This is a genomic window from Tardibacter chloracetimidivorans (assembly GCF_001890385.1).
Taxonomy (GTDB): domain Bacteria; phylum Pseudomonadota; class Alphaproteobacteria; order Sphingomonadales; family Sphingomonadaceae; genus Tardibacter; species Tardibacter chloracetimidivorans.
The window spans coordinates 3275420-3293785 of record NZ_CP018221.1 but is presented as its reverse complement, the minus strand read 5'-3'; the positions used below and the strand labels follow the sequence as shown (position 1 = coordinate 3293785).

Below are 18366 nucleotides of genomic sequence, written 5' to 3'. Positions count from 1 at the left end.
GTTAGTGGCGGCAGTCGTCCGCCGCCAGCCGTTTCAGTTCATAAATGAGGTCCAGCGCCTCGCGGGGCGTAACGGCGTCGGGCTGGATCGCGGCGATTCGCTCCCTCAACGCGTCCCGGTCATCGTCCTCCACCTTCACCTGCGCGGCAAACAGCGGCAACTCGTCGAGCCCTGCGGCAAGGCCGCCGCTCGCCTGACGGCCCGCCTCCAGCCGCTTCAACACCTCCCTCGCCCGCGCGACCACCTGCGGCGGCAGGCCCGCCAGCTTGGCGACGGCAAGGCCATAGCTGCGGTCCGCCGGGCCATCGGCAAGCTCGTGCAGGAAGACGAGGTCGCCCTTCCACTCGCGCGCCCTGACATGATGCAGGGACAGCGCGTCGAGCCGTTCGGCAAGCCGCGTCAGTTCATGATAATGGGTGGCGAACAGGCAGCGCGAGCGGCTCATGTCGTGGATCGCCTCAAGCACCGCCCAGGCGATCGCCAGCCCGTCATAGGTGGACGTGCCGCGCCCGACCTCGTCAAGGATCACGAACGATCGCGGAGTCGCCTGGGCGAGGATGGCGGCGGTTTCCACCATTTCCACCATGAAGGTGGACCGGCCCTGCGCGAGATTGTCCGACGCACCGACGCGGCTGAACAACCGGTCGACAATGCCGATGCGGGCGCTGTCGGCGGGAACGAAGCCGCCCGCCTGCGCCAGTATCGCGATCAGCGCGTTCTGGCGAAGGAAGGTCGATTTGCCGCCCATGTTGGGGCCGGTCACCAGCCACAAGCGCGAAGCCTCCTCAAGGCGGCAATCATTGGCGACGAAGGGCTGGCGATCTCGTTTCAACGCCTGTTCGACCACCGGATGCCGCCCGCCCTTCACGTCGAACAGCGGCTCGTCGGTCATCAGCGGCCGCGTCCATCCGCCCTCGGCCGCGCGTTCGGCAAGCGCGGCGGCGACGTCGATCCGCGCCAGCGCCGTCGCCGTTTGGGAAATGGCGGCCGCTTCGACGATCACCTGGCCACATAGTTCCTCGAAATGCGCGGCCTCGGCTGCAATCGCATGGTCGCCGGCCTGCGTGACCCTGAGCGCCTGTTCATGGAGATCCGCCGCGTTGAACCGGACCACCCCGGCCAATGTCTGGCGGTGGGTGAAGCCCGAGCCTTCCTTCATCAGCGCATCGGCGTGGCGGGCGGGCACTTCTATGTGAAAGCCGAGCACATTGTTGTGCCTGATCTTCAACGCCTGGATGCCGGTCGTCTCGCGGTAGCGCGCCTCCAGCGCGGCGATTGCCCGGCGGCCGTCGCCCGCAGTCGAGCGCAACTCGTCAAGCGCGGCGTCATAGCCCTGCGCGATGAACCCTCCGGCCGCGGAATCGACCGGCGGCTCCGCGACAAGCGCGCGCGACAACAGGTCGGTCAGCGTCCCATGCGCGCCGAAGCGGCCGAGCGTGTCGTCGAGCAGCGACGGGCGATCCGCCATTGCCTGAAGGCTTCGCTTCAGTTCCGCAGCGCCTTCGAGCCCTGCCCTCAACTGCGCCAGATCGCGCGGCCCGCCGCGCCCCGCCGCCACGCGCCCCAGCGCCCGCTCCACATCCGGCAGGCGTTTCAGCGTATCCCGCACCCGCTCGCGCAGCAGCGGGTCGCGCTCGAACCAGGCGACGAAATCCAGCCGCTCCTCGATGGTCTCCCGCCGGGTAAGCGGCGCGGACAGGTCCGTCCCCAGCAGCCGCGCGCCGCCGCCGGTCACCGTCCGGTCGATGCAGTCGAGCAGGCTGCCGCCGCGCGCACCCGCGCTGCTGCGGGCGATCTCAAGGCTTTCCCTTGTCGCCGGGTCGATCGCCATGACGTCCTGCGGCTCGATCTTTTGCGGCGGGGCCAGATGCGGAATGCTGCCCCTGCCCACCGCCTCCAGATAGGCGATAAGACCGCCCGCCGCCGCCAGGTCCGCCCGGCCGAAGCGCCCGAAGCCGTCGAGCGTCGCAACGCCGAAAAGCTGCTTCAGCTGTGCTTCGGCCCTGATGCTGTCGAAATCGGCCCGCGCCCTACGGGCAGCATCCACAGGCGCGCCGTCCCAATCTTCCGGCGACACAAGCTCGGCCGCGCCGATGCGGGCAAGCTCGGCCTCCAGCGCGGCTTCGGCAACGCTCGTCACACAAAATTGGCCGGTCGAAATGTCCGCCCAGGCAAGCCCGATCTCGCCGCCCGCCGGACAGGCCGCCGCCAGCCAATTCGCGCTGCGGGCGTCGAGCAGGCTTTCCTCCGTCAGCGTCCCGGCGGTGACGATCCGGACGATATCCCGCCGCACCAGCGACTTGCCGCCGCGCTTCTTCGCCTCGGCCGGGCTTTCCACCTGCTCGGCAATGGCCACCCGGTTCCCGGCGCGGATCAGCCGGGCGAGATAAGCGTCGGCCGCGTGAACGGGAACGCCGCACATCGGCACCTTTTCCCCGTCATGTTCGCCCCGGGCCGTCAGCGCGATGTCGAGGCAGGCCGCGGCGATCCGCGCATCATCGAAGAACAGCTCGTAGAAATCGCCCATCCGGTAGAACAGCAGGCAGCCGTCCGCCTGCCGTTTCAGCGACAGATATTGGGCCATCATCGGCGTCGCGCCCGCAACGGCGCCATCCTCGTCAGGTTCGTCTCGTGCCATCTTTACCCCTGCGGACGCATGCGAGGCTTGCGTGGAAGCGCGCCGGGCTTCAAGGGAGAAAATAGAGTAGGGAGGTATCTGGTAGATGAGCGAAGGCAGCAACGTCCAGTTTTCGGAACGCGAGGCACTGTTGTTTCATTCGGGCCGACGGCCGGGCAAGATCGAGATCGTCGCATCAAAGCCGATGGCGACGCAGCGCGACCTCTCGCTCGCCTATTCACCCGGCGTCGCCGTTCCCGTGCTGGCCATCGCCAAAGACCCCGCCACGGCCTATGACTATACGGTCAAGGGCAATCTCGTCGCCGTTATCTCCAACGGCACGGCCATTCTGGGCCTGGGCAATCTGGGCGCGCTTGCATCGAAGCCGGTGATGGAAGGCAAGGCCGTCCTTTTCAAACGCTTCGCCGACGTCGATTCAATCGACCTCGAACTGGACACCGAGGATACGGATGCTTTCGTCAATGCGGTCGCGCTGATGGAGCCGAGCTTTGGCGGAATCAACCTTGAAGATATCAAGGCGCCCGAATGCTTCATTATCGAGCAGGCGCTCAGGGAACGGATGAACATTCCCGTGTTCCATGATGATCAGCATGGCACCGCGATCATCTCCGCAGCCGGCCTCATCAACGCCGTCCACCTCACCGGACGCCGGATGGAAGACATCAAGATCGTCGTCAACGGCGCGGGCGCTGCATCCATCGCCTGTACCGAACTGGCGAAGGCGATGGGTGTAAAGCCCAACAACGTCGTGCTCTGCGATTCCAAGGGCGTGATCTACAAGGGCCGCACCGAAGGCATGAACCAGTGGAAATCCGCCCATGCAGCGGAGACCACCGACCGGACGCTCGCCGACGCGATGCGCGGCGCGGACGTGTTCTTCGGCCTGTCGGTGGCGGGCGCGGTCACGCAAGACATGGTCAAGTCGATGGCGGACAAGCCGATCATCTTCGCCATGGCCAATCCCGATCCGGAAATCCGGCCGGAAGACGTGAAGGCGGTGCGGTCGGACGCGATCATGGCGACGGGCCGCTCTGACTATCCGAACCAGGTCAACAATGTGCTGGGCTTTCCCTACATCTTCCGGGGTGCGCTGGACGTGCGCGCGACGACCATCAACGAGGAGATGAAGGTTGCCGCCGCCCGCGCGCTGGCCGAACTGGCCCGCCAGCAGGTGCCCGAGGAAGTCGCAGCCGCTTATGGAGGCGCGCGCAGCTTTGGCCCCGACTATATCATCCCCGCGCCGTTCGACCCCCGGCTGATCGAGGAAGTGCCGCTCGCCGTGGCGCGCGCGGCCATGGACTCGGGCGTGGCCCGCCGCCCGATCCTGGACGAGGCGGCCTACAGGACAGAGCTTCGCGCCCGACTGAACCCGACCACGGCGGTGCTTGCATCCGCCTACGAGCAGGCCCGGGCGCACCCCAAGCGGGTCATCTTCGCCGAGGCGGAGGAAGAAGTCGTGCTTCGCGCCGCCATATCCTTCCGCGAAGGCGGTTATGGAACGCCGCTGCTCGTCGGCCGTGACGAACCGGTGCGCCGCAGCCTGGAGCGGCTTGGCGTGAACCCCGCCGACTTCGAGATCCACAACGCCCGGGTTTCCCCCGGTGTGCCTGAAATGGTGGAGCGGCTCTACGCGCGTCTCCAGCGCAAGGGGCATCTGCTGCGCGACTGCCAGCGGCTGGTCAATAACGACCGCAACGTCTTTGGCGCGCTGATGCTGGACATGGGGATGGGTGATGCGATGATCACCGGCGTTACCCGTCACTTCCGCCAGACCATGGTGCAGGTGAAGCTGGTGATCGATCCGGCCGGCGGCCATGTGCCCTTCGGCATCCACATGATGGTGGGCCAGAAGCACACCGTCTTCATTGCCGACACGACGGTCAACGAGCGCCCGACCGCGTCCGAACTGGCCGACATCGCCGAACAGACGGCGACGGTGGCCCGCGCGATGGGACAGGAGCCGCGCGTCGCCTTCCTCTCCTACGCCAATTTCGGCAACCCGCCCGGCAAATGGCTGGACACGATCCGCGACGCCGTGAGGCTGCTCGACATGCGCGGCGTCGGCTTTGAATATGAGGGCGAGATGACGCCCGACGTCGCGCTCAATCGCGACATGAACCGGCATTATCCGTTCAGCCGCCTGTCCGGCCCGGCAACCGTGCTGATCATGCCCGGCCTGCAATCAGCCAACATATCGGCAAAGCTGCTGAAGGAACTCGGCCACGGCACCGTGCTTGGCCCGTTCCTCGTCGGCATGGCGAAGCCGGTGCAGATCGCGGCGATGACATCGACCGCGTCGGACCTGACGACGATGGCGGTGCTCGCGGCTGCCGGCGTGGTGCGCTGACGGCCCGGCCATGGCGGGCAACCTCTACCACGCCCTTCTGCGGGCGGCGGCAGGCGCGGGCGACAGGCTGTTCCTGGATACGGGCGATGCGCGGTCCATCGCCTATTCCGAGCTTGACCGCCGCGTCGCGGCCGTCGCATCAGCCTTGCTTGCCGCCGGGATCAAGCCGGGAGACAGGGTTGCGGCACAGGTCGAAAAGTCGCCGGAAGCAGTGCTGCTTTATCTCGCGTCGCTGCGGACGGGCGCGATCTTCCTGCCGCTGAACAGCGCCTATACCACGGCCGAGATCAAGGGCTTCGTCGACGATTCCGAGCCCGCGCTTCTCGTGTGCGACCCCAAGGACGAGGCGGCCTGCCAGGGCCTTGCGCCCGCGCTGCTGACACTGGGTGCGGACGGCGGCGGAAGCCTGATGGCAGCTGCAACGTCGGACGCGCCGGCTGTGGCCGATCGTGATGCCGAAGACCTTGCCGCGATCCTTTACACATCCGGAACGACCGGCCGATCCAAGGGCGCGATGATCAGCCATCGCGCGCTGGGGGAAAACGCCCGGGCGCTGGTCGATCTATGGCGCTGGACGACCGACGATATTCTGGCCCACGCGCTTCCGATCAACCACGTCCACGGCCTGTTCGTGGGGCTGCACCTGCCGCTGCTGACCGGCTCCACCATACGCTTCCTGCCCCGGTTCGATGCCGATGCGGTGATCGCGGCGCTGGATGGCGCAACCGCGATGATGGGCGTGCCGACCTTCTACACGCGGCTGCTGGACAGCCCCGGCTTCACGCGCGAACTGGCCGGAAACATGCGCATCTTCATTTCCGGCTCGGCCCCGCTGCTGCCGCAAACCTTCGCCGCCTTCGCCGAACGGACGGGGCATGCCATCCTGGAGCGCTATGGCATGACCGAGGCTGGGATGATCGCGTCCAATCCCTATGACGGCGAACGCCTGGCCGGAACCGTGGGCTATCCGCTGCCCGAAACCGAAGCCCGCATCGGCGGTGGCGGCGCCGGTCCCGGCGTCCTGGAAATAAGGGGACCGGGCCTGTTTTCAGGCTATTGGCGGATGCCGGAGAAAACGGCCGAGGAACATACGGCCGACGGCTGGTTCATCACCGGCGATGTCGCGACGATCGCGGAGGACGGGCGCATCTCCATCGTCGGCCGCGCCAAGGACCTGATCATCGCGGGCGGCTACAACATCTATCCCAGGGAAATCGAGCTGCTGATCGACGCCGTGCCGGGGGTGGCGGAATCGGCGGTGATCGGCGTGCCGCATCCCGACCTTGGCGAGGCTGTCGTCGCGGTGGTGACGACCCAGCCGGGGGCTGCGCTCTCAGAAGAGTCGGTGCGCGATGCGATCGCCCCCAGCCTTGCGCGTTTCAAGCAGCCACGCCGCGTGCTTATCGTGCCGTCGCTGCCGCGCAACGCGATGGGCAAGGTGGAAAAGGCGCGGCTGCGGGCGGAGCACGCCGCTCTGTTCAGGGATTGAGGCCGCCGCCCAGCGCCACATAAAGCGAGACGAGGCTGGCGAGCAGTTCGCGGCGGCTTTCGACCAGCGCCTGCTCGGCTGCGAAGAGGTTTCGCTGGGCGTCCAGCACCTCCAGATAGTTCGCCACTCCGTTCCGGTAGCGAAGCTCGGCCAGCTCTGCGAGGTCGCGCTGCGCGGCGAGCGCCCTTGCCTGCGCGTCGACCTGCTCGGTCAGATAGCGGCGGGCGGCAAGCGCATCAGCCACCTCCTGAAAGGCGGTCTGTACCGTCCGCTCATAGGTCGCAACGGCAATGTCCTTGCGCGCCTCGGCGACATCGAGATTGGCCGCATTGCGCCCGAAATCGAAGATCGGGAGGACAAGCGACGGACCAAAGCTCCACGTCTCGCCGTCATCGCCGAAAAGATTATCGAGATCGGTCGAGGCGTAGCCGAAGCTGCCCGTCAGGCTGATGCGCGGGAAGAAGGCGGCGCGGGCCGCACCGATATTGGCGTTGGCGGCGCGCAGGCGCTGCTCGGCGCTGAGCACATCCGGCCGACTTACCAGCACATCGGACGGCACCGCCGCGCCGACCCGCTGATCGACCTGCGAGAGAAGCGGCATCGGCGGCGGAAGATCCTGCGGAAGCGGGCCGCCGATCAGCACGCCCAAGGCGTTGCGCGTCTGGGCGTGCTGGCGGCGCAGCGATGCGAGCTCCGTCTCCGCCTGGGTCAAGAGCGTCTCCGCCTGACGATAGTCGAGCGCGGAAGTGACGCCAGCGTCGCGCCGCAGCTTTGCAAGCTCCAGCCCCTTGTTGCGGCTTTCCAGCGTCCCCACCGCCAGCGCGATTCGTTCATCCAGCGCCCGCAGCGACAGATAGGCGGAGGCGATGTCGGCGATCAGCGAGATTCGAAAGGCGCGCTCGCCCTCGACGGTAGCGAGGTAGCTAGCGCGAGCGGCGTCGCTGAGGCTGCGGACGCGGCCCCAGAAATCTAGCTCGAACGACGAAACTCCGACATTGACCTGAAACTGGTCGCCCGCTCCGGACGACACTGCATTAGGCGGAATGGACGGGCCGACGGAGGCTGGGCTGGTCTTGCTGCGCGCAGCGGCCGCGTTGACGTCGACGCCGGGCAGAAGATCGGCGCGCTGGATACGATATTGCCCGCGCGCCTCGTCTATACGCAGCACGGCCACGCGTAGATCGCGGTTGTTGGCGAGGCCGAGCGCGATCAGCCGCCTCAGCCGCTCATCGTTGAAGAACGTTTGCCAGCCGATGTCCGTCGCCGCCGGCCCGGCCTCCAGATCGGGAGCCAGCGTTGGCCAACTCTCCGCGACCGGAGGCGTCGGCCGCTCGTAGCGCGGCTGCATCGTGCATCCGGCGAGCAGCGCCAGCGCCACGGCGGCAACGGCCGCGCGACGATTCCGCGAACTAGCCATGCAGCGCCCTTTCCTTCTCCCCCGGCAGCAGCGGCTTGCGCCGGCTGACCCAGCGCCGGACGATGAGATAGAAGACGGGCGTGAAGAAGATGCCGAGCGCCGTGGCGGCGATCATGCCGCCCATCACGCCCGTTCCGACCGCGATCCGGCTTGCCGCGCCCGCTCCGGTGCTGGCGGCGAGCGGCAGGACGCCCAGCACGAATGCGAGCGAGGTCATGATGATCGGGCGCAGACGCAACCGAACGCCCTGGAGAATCGCCTCCGTCAGTTCCTTGCCTTCCGCCTCCTGTTCGCGCGCGAACTCCACGATCAAAATTGCGTTCTTTGCCGCCAGGCCGATGATCGTCACCAGACCCACGTTGAAGTAGATGTCCAGCGGCAGGCCGCGCAGCCAGGCCGCCAGCAGCGCGCCGAACACGCCAAGCGGAACGATGAGAAGCACCGAAAGCGGTATCCCCCAGTTTTCATAAAGCGCCGCCAGCAGCAGGAACACGACCAGAAGCGAAAGCCCCATCAGCATCGTCGCCTCTCCGGCCGCCTGCTGTTCCTCATAGGAGATGCCGGTCCATTCATAGGCGAAGCCCTCGGGCAGTTGTTCGGCCAGCCGCTCCATCTCCGCCATCGCCTCCCCGGAGGAATAGCCGGGCGCGGCGTTGCCGGAAATCGTCATCGCCGGATAGCCGTTATAGCGCTGCACCGACGGCGGCCCCGCTTCCCAGCTTACTTCGGTGAAGGCGCTGAACGGCACCATCTGCCCCTCGGCGTTGCGGACCCGCAGGTTCAGGATGTCCTGCGGCGTCATCCGCGCGGCCGCTTCGGCCTGCAGCAGCACCCTGAGCACCCGCCCCTCGCGATTGAAGTCGTTGGCATAGGCCGACCCGAAGGCGATCGAGAGCGTGCCGTTCACATCCGCTATGGAGAGGCCAAGCGCGCGCGCCTTGACGCGGTCGATCTGCACCCGCAGTTCGGGCGCGTCTTCCATGCCTTCGGGGCGGACACCTTGCAGCTTCTCGCTTTGTGAAGCCACGCCGAGCAACTGATTGCGGGCGGCGAGCAACGCCTCTTGTCCAAGACCGGCGCGATCCTGCAGCTTGAAGGTGAATCCCCCCGCGATGCCAAGGGAACTGATCGAAGGCGGGTTCAGGGGAAACACCATCGCCTCCTTGATGCCTGAGAACTTCGCGAATGCCCGGCCGACCAGCGCCTGGGTGGAATTGTCCTCACCCGGCCGCTCGTCCCAGTCGGTGAGTGATGTGAACAACAGCCCGGCCGTCTGGCCGCTTCCGAAAAAGCTGAAGCCGAGGACGGCGACGACGCCCTCCGTCTGCGGTTCACCGGCGTAGAATTTTTCCAGCCTCCCCACGACTTCGCTCGTCCGCTGGGTTGTAGAGCCCGGCTGCGCCTGAACGACAGTGATGACATATCCCTGGTCTTCCTCGGGAAGGAAGCCGCCGGGCATCAGCCGGAACATGGCGATCACCAGCACCACCACCACGCCGAATGCCGCCATCCAGCGCATGGGTATACGCAGCGCGCGGGCAACCCCGTTTCGATAACGGTCGCTGGTCCGTCCGAACCAACGATTGAACCAGAGGAAAAAACGGCCGAAATAGCCATGTTTTCTGCTGTCCGCGTGTGATTCGTCCCGCGGTTTCAGCAGCATGGCGCAGAGCGCCGGCGTAAGGGTGAGCGCCAGCAGTCCGGAAAAGGAGATGGACAGCGCGAGCGTGACCGCGAACTGCCGATAGATCGCGCCGGTGGAGCCGGGGAAGAACGCCATCGGGATGAAGACCGAAACCAGTACCAGCGTGATCCCGATGATGGCGCTGTAGATCTGACGGACCGCCTTTATCGTCGCTTCATAGGGAGTGCTCTTGTCCTCCTCCATAACGCGCTCGACATTTTCGATCACGACGATCGCGTCGTCGACGAGGATGCCGATCGCGAGAACCATGCCGAACAACGTCAGCACGTTGATCGAAAACCCCAGCACCCAGAGCCCTATGCACGAGCCGAGCAACGCGATGGGCACGACGATTGTCGGAATGATGGTCGCCCGCCAGTTCTGGAGGAAAAGATACATGACGAGGAAGACCAGGATCATGGCCTCGCCCAGCGTCTTCGCCACCTCCGTCAACGACACCTCGATGAACTCGGTCGTATCGAACGGCGCCGCCCACTCGATACCTGCCGGAAAGCCTTGCGCCAGCTCGGCCATCTTGGCCCGCACGTCCCTCGACGCGGACAGCGCGTTCGCCCCCGTGGCGAGCTGGATCGCCATGCCCGCCATCGGCTTGCCGTCAAGACGCGCAGACATCGCATAATTTACCGCCCCGAGTTCGACCCGGCCAACATCGGAAAGGCGTACGGTCGAGCCGTCCGGGTTAGCCCGCAGGATGATCTGTTCGAACTGTTCCGGTCGCGTGAAGCGGTTCTGGGTGACAACGGTCGCGTTGAGCGCGGCACCGGGCGCTGTGGGTTGATCGCCGATCTGACCACCGGCGATCTGGCTGTTCTGTTCGCGCACCGCCGCCAGCGCTTCCGCCGCCGAAAGATTGTAGGCCACGAGCTTGGCCGGATCGAGCCAGATGCGCATGGCATATTCAGACCCGAACAGCCGGACGTCGCCCACGCCATTGACGCGCCGCAACTCGTCGATCACCCTGCTCGTTGCAAAATTGCCGAGATCAAGCGTGGTTTGCGCACCATTGGGTGAATGAAGCGCAACCACCATCAGGAACGCCGCATTCGCCCGGTTAACCTGAATCCCCTGCCGCCGCACCTCCTCGGGCAGTCGCGCCTCGACGCGCCGCAGCCGGTTCTGCGTATCCATTTGCGCGCGATCGATGTCCGTGCCCGACTCGAAAGTGACGGTGATCGTCGCGGTGCCGTTCGACTGGCTGGAGGACGACATGTAGAGAAAGCCCTCCACGCCGTTCAACTCCTGCTCGATGACGGTGGTCACCGTCTGCTCCAGCGTGGCCGCGTCGGCGCCGGGATAGCTGACGTCGATCGTCAGCGATGGCGGCGCGATCTCGGGATATTGCTCGATGGGAAGGCCGCGCAACGCAAGCAGCCCCGCAAGCGCGATCACCAGCGCGATCACCCATGCAAAGACCGGGCGGTCTACGAAAAAGCGGGCCATGCGGAACCGGTCCTAACGCTTTGTCTGAGGAGCGCGTGCGGAGGGGCTGCCCGCAACCCTGACGGGCTGGCCTGCCATCACCTTCTGCACGCCATTGGTCACGATCTTCTCGCCGGGTCGCAGTCCTTCGAGGACCACCCATTTGTCGCCCTGCATTTCGCCCAGCCTGATCGAGCGCGGCACGGCGTGGCCCTTTTTATCGACAACGAAAACCGAAGCGCCGGAATCGGCCATCTTCACCGCGATTTGCGGGATGAGAATGCCCTCGCGGAGCGAGCCGATATCCACCTGCGCCCTGACAAATTGCCCCGGAAGCAGGATGTTGCGCGGATTGGGAAACTCCGCCCTGAGTGAAACGCTGCCGGTCGACGGGTCGACGGCCATGTCGAGGAAATCCACACGGCCGGGCAGCGGATATTCACTGCCGTCGTCAAGCACCAGATGAACCTGGATGCGATTGACCCCGCCCGACTGCAACGCCCCGGAATCGACCGCGCGCCGGAGGCGGAGCAGTTCGGCATTGGACTGGGAGAAGTTCACATAGACGGGATCGAGCTGCTCGATGGTGGCGAGCAACGTAGCCTGGCTGGCGCTGACCAGCGCCCCCTCGGTCACCTGAGCGCGCCCGGCACGGCCGGATATGGGAGCGGTCACCCGCGCATAGTTCAGATCCAGCGCCGCCCGGTCGGCCTGCGCCCTGGCCGATTCGACGTCTGCAGCGGCCTGCGCCGCGCGCGCCGTCGCCGCATCATATTCCTGCTTGCTGATCGCCTCCCGCTTGACGAGCGGCCGGTAGCGCTCGACATCCTGCCTGGCGTTGGCCAACACGGATTCCGCCCGTGCGAGCGCCGCCCGCGCGGCATTGTACGCCGCCCGCATCTCTTGGGGGTCGATAATGAACATCGGCGTTCCCGCCTTTAGGTCGGACCCTTCGACATAGAGGCGTCGCTCGACAATGCCGTCGACCCGCGCACGCACCTCCGCCGTGCGCTTAGCCTGCACGCGCGCTGGAAGCTCGATCGTATAGGAAACCGATGCGGCGCGGATCGTCATAACGTCCACCTCGGGCGGAGGCGGCGACGGAGGTGCGCCTTCGCCGCCACAGGCGGCAAGAACCGCCAGCACCGGCAGAAGGCCAAGCCCGATCAGCTTTTCGCAAAACCTAAAGCGCATGTACTCACCACTTGCACGGCGCGAAAAATGGCCTGCGCGCCGTCTTGCCACGCCCTGTAATGTAGGTTACATTACCCGTCAAGTAGAGTGAGGATGATGACGGCGCATTTTGGTAAGACAGCCTTAGCGGACAGATGTGACAAGAAAGAACGTCGACGTAGCGTCATAATGGCCGCCGCCTATGAGTTGTTCCTTGAACAAGGTTACAGCAATGTCGGAATGACGGACATCATCCGGCGGTCGGGCGGCTCGCTTTCCACGGCCTATGAACTGTTCGAGAACAAGGCGGGTCTGCTGCGCGCCATGGTGACGGAGCAATTTGCTTCGCTACATGAGGTCATAAGCAATATTGCCGCAACGGAAGGCCCACCCGAAGAGGCGCTGAAAGCCACCGCGCGCGACTTTCTCCGCATCCTGCTGGACCCGGGCTCGATCGCGATGCTGCGGATCATCGTTGCTGAAAGCCTGAAGGACGCCGCTTTCGGCAACTGCCTCAGCGAAAGCGCGCCCGAACGGACGGCAGTGGCGCTGAGCGGCGTCTTCAGCAACTGGCGCGATCAGGGGCTGCTGGACATCGACGATCCCCGCCAGGCGGCCGACAGCTTTTGCGCCCTGCTCGTTCACAAGGTGCAGATGTCGGCGCTGTGCGGCGTGCCCGAGCCGATGACCGAGGAAGAGCAAACCCGGCATATCGACCATGTCGTGCGGACGATCTGTTGCCGCTACGGGCGGGGCGACTGAGGCGCCCGGCCGAGGCGCCCCTTTTACTCGGTTTTAATGGACGAAGCGCGCCACCACGTCGCGGTAGCTGCGGCTTACCTTTACCTGCGCGCCTGATTCCAGCACCAGGAAGCATTCGCCATTGGTGTGCGGCTTCACCTGCCGTACCTGGTCCAGATTGACGATGGTGGAGCGGTGGACCCGCTGGAAACGTCGGGGATCGAGCCTTTTTTCGAGGTCCTTCATCGTCTCGCGAAGAATCAGCGTGTTGTCGCCGGTATAGATGCACATATAGTCGCCCGCGGCGTCGATCCGCTCGATCGAGTCGACGTCGACGCGGAAGATCTGGCCGCGATCCTTGATATTGATCAGCTTTTCATAGCGGTTGCTGGAATGCGCCTCCGCGGACATCGGGAGTTCCGCCTCGGGAGCGACCTCGGCCAGAACTTCCTTCAGGCGATTCGCCTCCTCGGTCGCGCGCTTCTCGCTCAGGCGAAGCCGGACACGGTCAAGCGTTGCCGCAAGCCGGTCTTCCTCCACCGGCTTCATCAGATAATCGATCGCATGGGTATCGAACGCCTTCAGCGCATAATCGCTATAGGCGGTGACGAAGACGAACAGCGGCGGTTCTATTTCCATCAGGCCCTGGACAACGGAAAATCCGTCGAAACCCGGCATCTGTATGTCGAGGAACACGAGATCGGGCTTATGCGTCTTGATCCCCCGGATCGCTTCCCGGCCGTTGACGCAGGTCGCGACGATTTCGACGTCCGGATGCGCCTCAAGCCGCAGGGCAAGGCCCTGGATGGCCAAGGGTTCGTCGTCGACAAGAACTGTTCGGATCGTCATGCAGTGGGCTCCTTTGCCAGCTCCCGCTGGAATGGAATGTCAATAACAACGTCTGTGCCCCCTGAAGCGTTCGTCTTGAGTTCGAACCTGTGATCGGGTCCATAAGCTTGCGCCAGACGGTCCCGTGTGTTCGCCAAACCGACGCCCGTCGAAGAAGTGGGACGTGGCGCGGCGTCGTTCAACCCCGGACCGGTATCCGACACCTTCAGCACCAGCCTGTCACCGATGACCCGCGCTTCAACCGCGATCTCCGCCCCTTCCTCCTGCGGCGTGACCGCGTATTTGATCGCATTCTCCACGAGCGGCTGCAAGAGCAATGACGGGACGCGCGCTTTGGCGGCGAGCGGATCAATGTCGAAGCTCGGGCGGAGCCGGCTCTCGAACCGCATCTTTTCGATTTCGAGATAGAGCTTCAGGCTTTCGACCTCCTTCTCCACCGGCACCTGCGCGGTCGGCTCGCCAACCAGCGTATATCTGAGGAACGAGGCGAGGCGGGACAGCATGGCGTTGGCCCGGTCGGTCTGCTTCAGCAGCACCAGCGTGGAGATGGAGTTCAGCGTGTTGAAGAGGAAATGGGGATTGAGCTGATAGCGCAGCATGGTGAGCTGCGCCTCGGTCGCCTGGCTGGAAAGCGCCATCAGCCGCTCGTTCTGCTGCGACAGCATCAGATAGAAGTTGACGCCGAAATAGAGCGCCGTCCACGCCCCCAGCACCGCGACGTCCAGAAGGATGGCCCCAAGAAACTCGACCCCTTCCGGCCGCCAGCCCGGCTTGTAGAAGGTGGCATGCGCCCACACCTCGATCACCGAGAATGCGGCCGACGCGAGCGCGACCAGCGCGATGGAGACCGTCCACACCCACATGGGCGGCATCTTGATGACCCGCCGGTAGACGGCCGCCATCAACAGCGTGAGCGAAAAGCCGGTTGTGGTCGAAATCAGCGTGGGAACGAAGAAGACCAGCCCCATCGCATTGGCGAGCCCGCCGAGCGCACGGACCACGAAATAGGCGCCCCAGCCTGTCGCCTGCAGGATCCAGAACGCCCGGTTCTTGTCCTCGAAAAATCTTTCAGTGCGAAGTTCCGCCAGATCCATGATCGGCCTTGTAGCAGCCCTGACGGGCCGTGCCAGTTTTTCATAGGGCGTCGGTCGGCGCACAGGCCTGCCCGCCTTGGCACTTGCCAAGTATGTGAACATCTATAATGATAACGATTATCAATTACAGGAGATGCCAATGGCCGTGGACGTTATGACCCTGCTGCCCAGCCGGCCGCCGCTGTTCGCGCTCGACCTGCCCGACCGGCTGCTTTTATGGGCGATGCGGGAATGGCTTGCGGCAGCCCTTGCCCGAAAGCCGGTCACGCCCGCGCTCCGCAATGGGCTCGACAGCTTCGGGCTGGGGGAAACCGCCTCTGCGGTCGCGCGGTTCATGGATGAGGCGGCGAACGCCTGGCCGGAGCGCCTTCGTCTCCACCCGGCGCGCTGCGGCTGCCCGATCAGCTATGATGAATCGCTGCTGCTCGCCTGCGTGGCGGATGCATCCCGAGACGCGCGTTCGGCATTTGACGCACGGCTGCACGAGATGATCGGCCAGTCCATGCGCGACCGAATGTGGCGGGCGGCGGTTGGACTGGCCCGAATGATCGGACGTTTGCCCGACTGATCAATCTTCCGGCGCGATGGTGACCCGAAGCCCGTCCAGGCCCGCGTCCATCGAAATCTGGCAGGAGAGCCGCGAATTCGCATTGCGGTGGGAGCTGCTGTCAAGCAGGTCGTTCTCGTCCTCGCCCACCGGCGGCAGCTTGTCTGCCCAAGCCTCGTCGACAAAGACATGGCAGGTGGCGCAAGAGCAGCAGCCGCCGCAAAGCGCGAGCAATTCGTCAAAGCCTGCGTCGCGGATCACCTCCATCACCGAGAGGCCGTCAGCCGCCTCGATCGTCGATTCCTGACCTTCGCGCGTGACCACGGTCAGCTTTGCCATGTCCATCCTTCCCGGCATCTATGTTTGCAAGTGTTGCGGCGCTATGGAGCGATGGTGCCATGAAATCAAGGGTGATGCGCTTGGGACTGACTAGTGAAGAACTGCGTGAAGGGCTTGATCGCGTCGCGACAATCGAGCCTGCCGTCGCCCGAGCCCTGGAACGCGTCGGCTATCCGGAGCCACGGACGAGCGCGCCGGGCTATGGCACGCTGCTCCGAACCATTGTCGGCCAGCAGGTGAGCGTTGCGGCCGCCCGCTCCATCTGGAACAAGCTCGAACAGGCGGTTGGGCCCGGGCTGCCTCCGGACGTGCTGCTTTCGGCCTCCGACCAGCGCCTGCGCGAGGCCGGCCTGTCCCGCCAGAAGATAAGCTATGCAAGGAGCCTCGCCGGGCAGATCGCAACGGGCACGCTCGACCTGGAGCGCCTGCCGGAGGATGACGAACAGGCCGTCGCGCTCCTGACAGGGATAAAGGGCATCGGGCGCTGGTCGGCGGAAATCTATCTGCTGTTCGCCGAGGGCCGCCCCGACATTTGGCCGGCCGGAGATCTCGCGGTGCAGGTGGAAATCGGGCGAATCATGGGACTGGAAGCGCGGCCCAGCGAAAGACAGACCCGCGAACTCGCGCATGCATGGAAGCCATATCGCGGCGCGATGGCGATATTGAGCTGGCACCACTACAAAACCAAGGTGCTTTAGGGAAACCGGATGGACGTTCTCTTCGCATCCGCCCTTGTGGTGGCCCTGGCCGAAATTGGCGACAAGACGATGCTGCTGGCAGTGGCGCTGGCGGCCCGTTTTCGCAAGCCATGGCCGATCATCGCCGGGATATTGCTGGCCACGCTCGCCAATCATGCGGTGGCGGCCTGGGCCGGCACGATGGTGGCCGGGCTGCTGGACGGCACGGCGTTTCGCATAGCGGTTGGGCTCGGCTTTCTGGCCATGGCCGCCTGGGCGATGATCCCGGACAAGCTCGACGATTCTTCCGACGGCGGCAACCGGCGTTTCGGCGCGTTCCTCACCACGCTGGTGGCGTTCTTCATCGTGGAGATCGGTGACAAGACGCAGATCGCCACCATCGGTCTTGGAGCGCGCTACCAGTCGGTTGCGCTGGTCACGATCGGCACCACGGCGGGAATGTTGCTTGCAAACGTCCCTGCCGTTCTGCTGGGCGACCGGATCACCAGTGTCGTGCCGATGAAGTGGGTGCGGCTCGGCGCGGCGGCCAGCTTTGCGATTCTGGGCTTGTGGACCGTGGCCGTTGCCGTCAGTTGACGGAATGGGCGTGCGCCATCACTCACACACGAGGCAATCATGAAGCTGGTCACATTTTCGGTCGGAAGCGGATTGCGCGTCGGTCTCACCGATGGCGAACATGTCGCGGATTTGACGGCGCGCCTGTCGACACATCCCCGGACGATGATCGAGCTGATCGAGCGATGGGACGATGTGGCCGGGGAGGTGCGGGCCATCGGCGACCGCGACCATGCGCTGGCCGATGTGCGCCTTCATGCGCCGATCCCGCGCCCGGGCAAGATATACGCGCTGGGGCTCAACTATCGACAGCATGTGGCCGAGATGGGACGCGAGCTGCCCGCGCACCAGACCTGGTTCACCAAGCCGGGGACGGCGGTCAACGGACCATATGATCCGGTGCAGCGCCCGAAGGTGTCCGAGCAGCTCGATTATGAAGTGGAACTGGTCGTCGTCATCGGCAAGCGGTGCAGGCATGTCCCGGCGGAAAAGGCGCAGGAGGTGATATTCGGCTATTGCGTGGGCAATGACGTGTCGGTGCGAGACTGGCAGACGCGCACGCAACAGTTCGTGATCGGCAAGTCGTTCGACACCCATGCGCCGTTCGGTCCCTGGATCGAGACTTCCGATGGCGTGGACGCGGGCGATCTGGACCTGCGGCTGCTGGTGAACGGCGAGGAGCGGCAGCATTCCAACACCCGCGACATGATCTTCGACTGCGCGGCGCAGGTCGCCGACCTGAGCACGGCGATGACGCTGGAGCCGGGCGACGTGATCTTCACGGGGACGCCGAGCGGCGTGGCGGCAGGGATGCGGCCTCCGCGATGGCTGAAGGCGGGTGATCGCGTCCGCGCGGAAATCTCCGGCATCGGGCACATCGAAGCCCTTGTCGTGGACGAAGTCGCGGAGATCCATGCACCCGAATGAAGAAGGAACACGGCGAATGGACGCAGAACGGATTGCTGTCGCCAGAACCTGCCTCGATGCCGCGCAGGACGGGAGCCTCAGCTTTCCCGAGATCATCGGCAAACTCGCCGATGCCGGCTTTGAAGGCTATGCCGTCGATTATCGCTGCAACACCCAGACCTGTTACCTGCCGGAAGGCGACAGCATCACGCTGGACCTGCCCCGATCGGCAACGGCAGTCGCAGCGGTGTTCGACAGCGGCAGGGTAGCATCACTCGTGCGCTGGGCGCAGGAAGACGGGCCAGATTACAGCTACGCCGCCTTTTGCGATGAGGCAGGAAAGGCGGGATGCGCGGGCTATCTCGTATCGTTCCCCGGACGCCGCGTCGTTTATTATGGCCGCACCGCCGAAATCCATGTCGAGGTTTTTCCGAGCTAGGGCCTTTGCG

Annotated in this window: 15 protein-coding genes; 8 read left to right on the top strand and 7 right to left on the bottom strand. The window is 65.0% G+C overall.

The annotated features are described in order from the left end of the window. Position 1: 1 nt before the first annotated feature. A complete protein-coding gene (gene mutS / locus BSL82_RS17145; protein WP_226998511.1) occupies positions 2–2638 on the bottom strand; it encodes a DNA mismatch repair protein MutS in 2637 nt (878 codons plus the stop codon). An 85-nt stretch (positions 2639–2723) separates the two neighbouring features. On the opposite strand from mutS, the gene BSL82_RS17140 reads away from it, so the two are divergent. Both BSL82_RS17140 and BSL82_RS17135 read left to right on the top strand, forming a co-directional pair. Then, positions 2724–4985, top strand: coding sequence for an NADP-dependent malic enzyme (locus tag BSL82_RS17140; protein ID WP_072598447.1), 2262 nt, complete (start codon positions 2724–2726; stop codon positions 4983–4985). Between the two features lie 10 nt (positions 4986–4995). After that, positions 4996–6474: an AMP-binding protein gene (locus BSL82_RS17135; RefSeq protein WP_072598446.1), complete on the top strand. Its 1479-nt coding sequence runs from the start codon at positions 4996–4998 to the stop codon at positions 6472–6474. Here BSL82_RS17135 and BSL82_RS17130 read toward each other — a convergent pair. Genes BSL82_RS17130 through BSL82_RS17120 form a run of 3 tightly spaced genes read right to left on the bottom strand, consistent with a single transcriptional unit; the run spans position 6464 to position 12209 of the window. Beyond that, a complete protein-coding gene (locus tag BSL82_RS17130) occupies positions 6464–7891 on the bottom strand; it encodes an efflux transporter outer membrane subunit (RefSeq protein WP_072598445.1) in 1428 nt (475 codons plus the stop codon). The two genes, BSL82_RS17135 and BSL82_RS17130, sit on opposite strands and share 11 nt — an antisense overlap. Beyond that, positions 7884–11036, bottom strand: coding sequence for a multidrug efflux RND transporter permease subunit (locus tag BSL82_RS17125; protein WP_072598444.1), 3153 nt, complete (start codon positions 11034–11036; stop codon positions 7884–7886). The genes BSL82_RS17130 and BSL82_RS17125 overlap by 8 nt, the downstream gene beginning before the upstream one ends. 12 nt (positions 11037–11048) lie before the next feature. Beyond that, a complete protein-coding gene (locus BSL82_RS17120; RefSeq protein ID WP_072598443.1) occupies positions 11049–12209 on the bottom strand; it encodes an efflux RND transporter periplasmic adaptor subunit in 1161 nt (386 codons plus the stop codon). Positions 12210–12377: 168 nt separating this feature from the next. On the opposite strand from BSL82_RS17120, the gene BSL82_RS17115 reads away from it, so the two are divergent. Continuing rightward, positions 12378–12950: a TetR/AcrR family transcriptional regulator gene (locus BSL82_RS17115; RefSeq protein ID WP_072598442.1), complete on the top strand. Its 573-nt coding sequence runs from the start codon at positions 12378–12380 to the stop codon at positions 12948–12950. A gap of 33 nt (positions 12951–12983) precedes the next feature. Here the strand turns inward: BSL82_RS17115 and BSL82_RS17110 are convergent, their stop codons facing one another. Continuing rightward, positions 12984–13778: a LytR/AlgR family response regulator transcription factor gene (locus BSL82_RS17110; protein ID WP_072598441.1), complete on the bottom strand. Its 795-nt coding sequence runs from the start codon at positions 13776–13778 to the stop codon at positions 12984–12986. Further along, entirely contained in the window at positions 13775–14872 is a 1098-nt protein-coding gene (locus BSL82_RS17105; protein WP_072598440.1) for a sensor histidine kinase, read from the bottom strand. Before BSL82_RS17105 ends, BSL82_RS17110 begins: the two co-directional genes overlap by 4 nt. Before the next feature lie 139 nt (positions 14873–15011). On the opposite strand from BSL82_RS17105, the gene BSL82_RS17100 reads away from it, so the two are divergent. Further along, a complete protein-coding gene (locus BSL82_RS17100) occupies positions 15012–15440 on the top strand; it encodes a hypothetical protein (protein ID WP_072598439.1) in 429 nt (142 codons plus the stop codon). On the opposite strand, the gene BSL82_RS17095 is transcribed toward BSL82_RS17100, so the two are convergent. Beyond that, complete coding sequence (locus BSL82_RS17095; RefSeq protein ID WP_072598438.1) at positions 15441–15758, bottom strand: 2Fe-2S iron-sulfur cluster-binding protein; 318 nt, start codon at positions 15756–15758, stop codon at positions 15441–15443. Positions 15759–15817: 59 nt separating this feature from the next. Between BSL82_RS17095 and BSL82_RS17090 the strand changes: the two genes are divergently transcribed. Genes BSL82_RS17090 through BSL82_RS17075 form a run of 4 tightly spaced genes read left to right on the top strand, consistent with a single transcriptional unit; the run spans position 15818 to position 18356 of the window. After that, positions 15818–16456, top strand: coding sequence for a DNA-3-methyladenine glycosylase family protein (locus tag BSL82_RS17090; RefSeq protein ID WP_418361263.1), 639 nt, complete (start codon positions 15818–15820; stop codon positions 16454–16456). Between the two features lie 9 nt (positions 16457–16465). Further along, the gene (locus BSL82_RS17085; protein ID WP_072598437.1) at positions 16466–17032 is read left to right on the top strand and encodes a TMEM165/GDT1 family protein; all 567 of its coding nucleotides are present in this window, start codon (positions 16466–16468) and stop codon (positions 17030–17032) included. A gap of 39 nt (positions 17033–17071) precedes the next feature. Further along, complete coding sequence (locus BSL82_RS17080; RefSeq protein WP_072598436.1) at positions 17072–17938, top strand: fumarylacetoacetate hydrolase family protein; 867 nt, start codon at positions 17072–17074, stop codon at positions 17936–17938. A gap of 16 nt (positions 17939–17954) precedes the next feature. Further along, positions 17955–18356 (top strand): DUF1398 domain-containing protein, encoded by a 402-nt coding sequence (locus BSL82_RS17075; RefSeq protein WP_072598435.1) that lies wholly within the window; start codon positions 17955–17957, stop codon positions 18354–18356. Positions 18357–18366 lie beyond the last annotated feature (10 nt).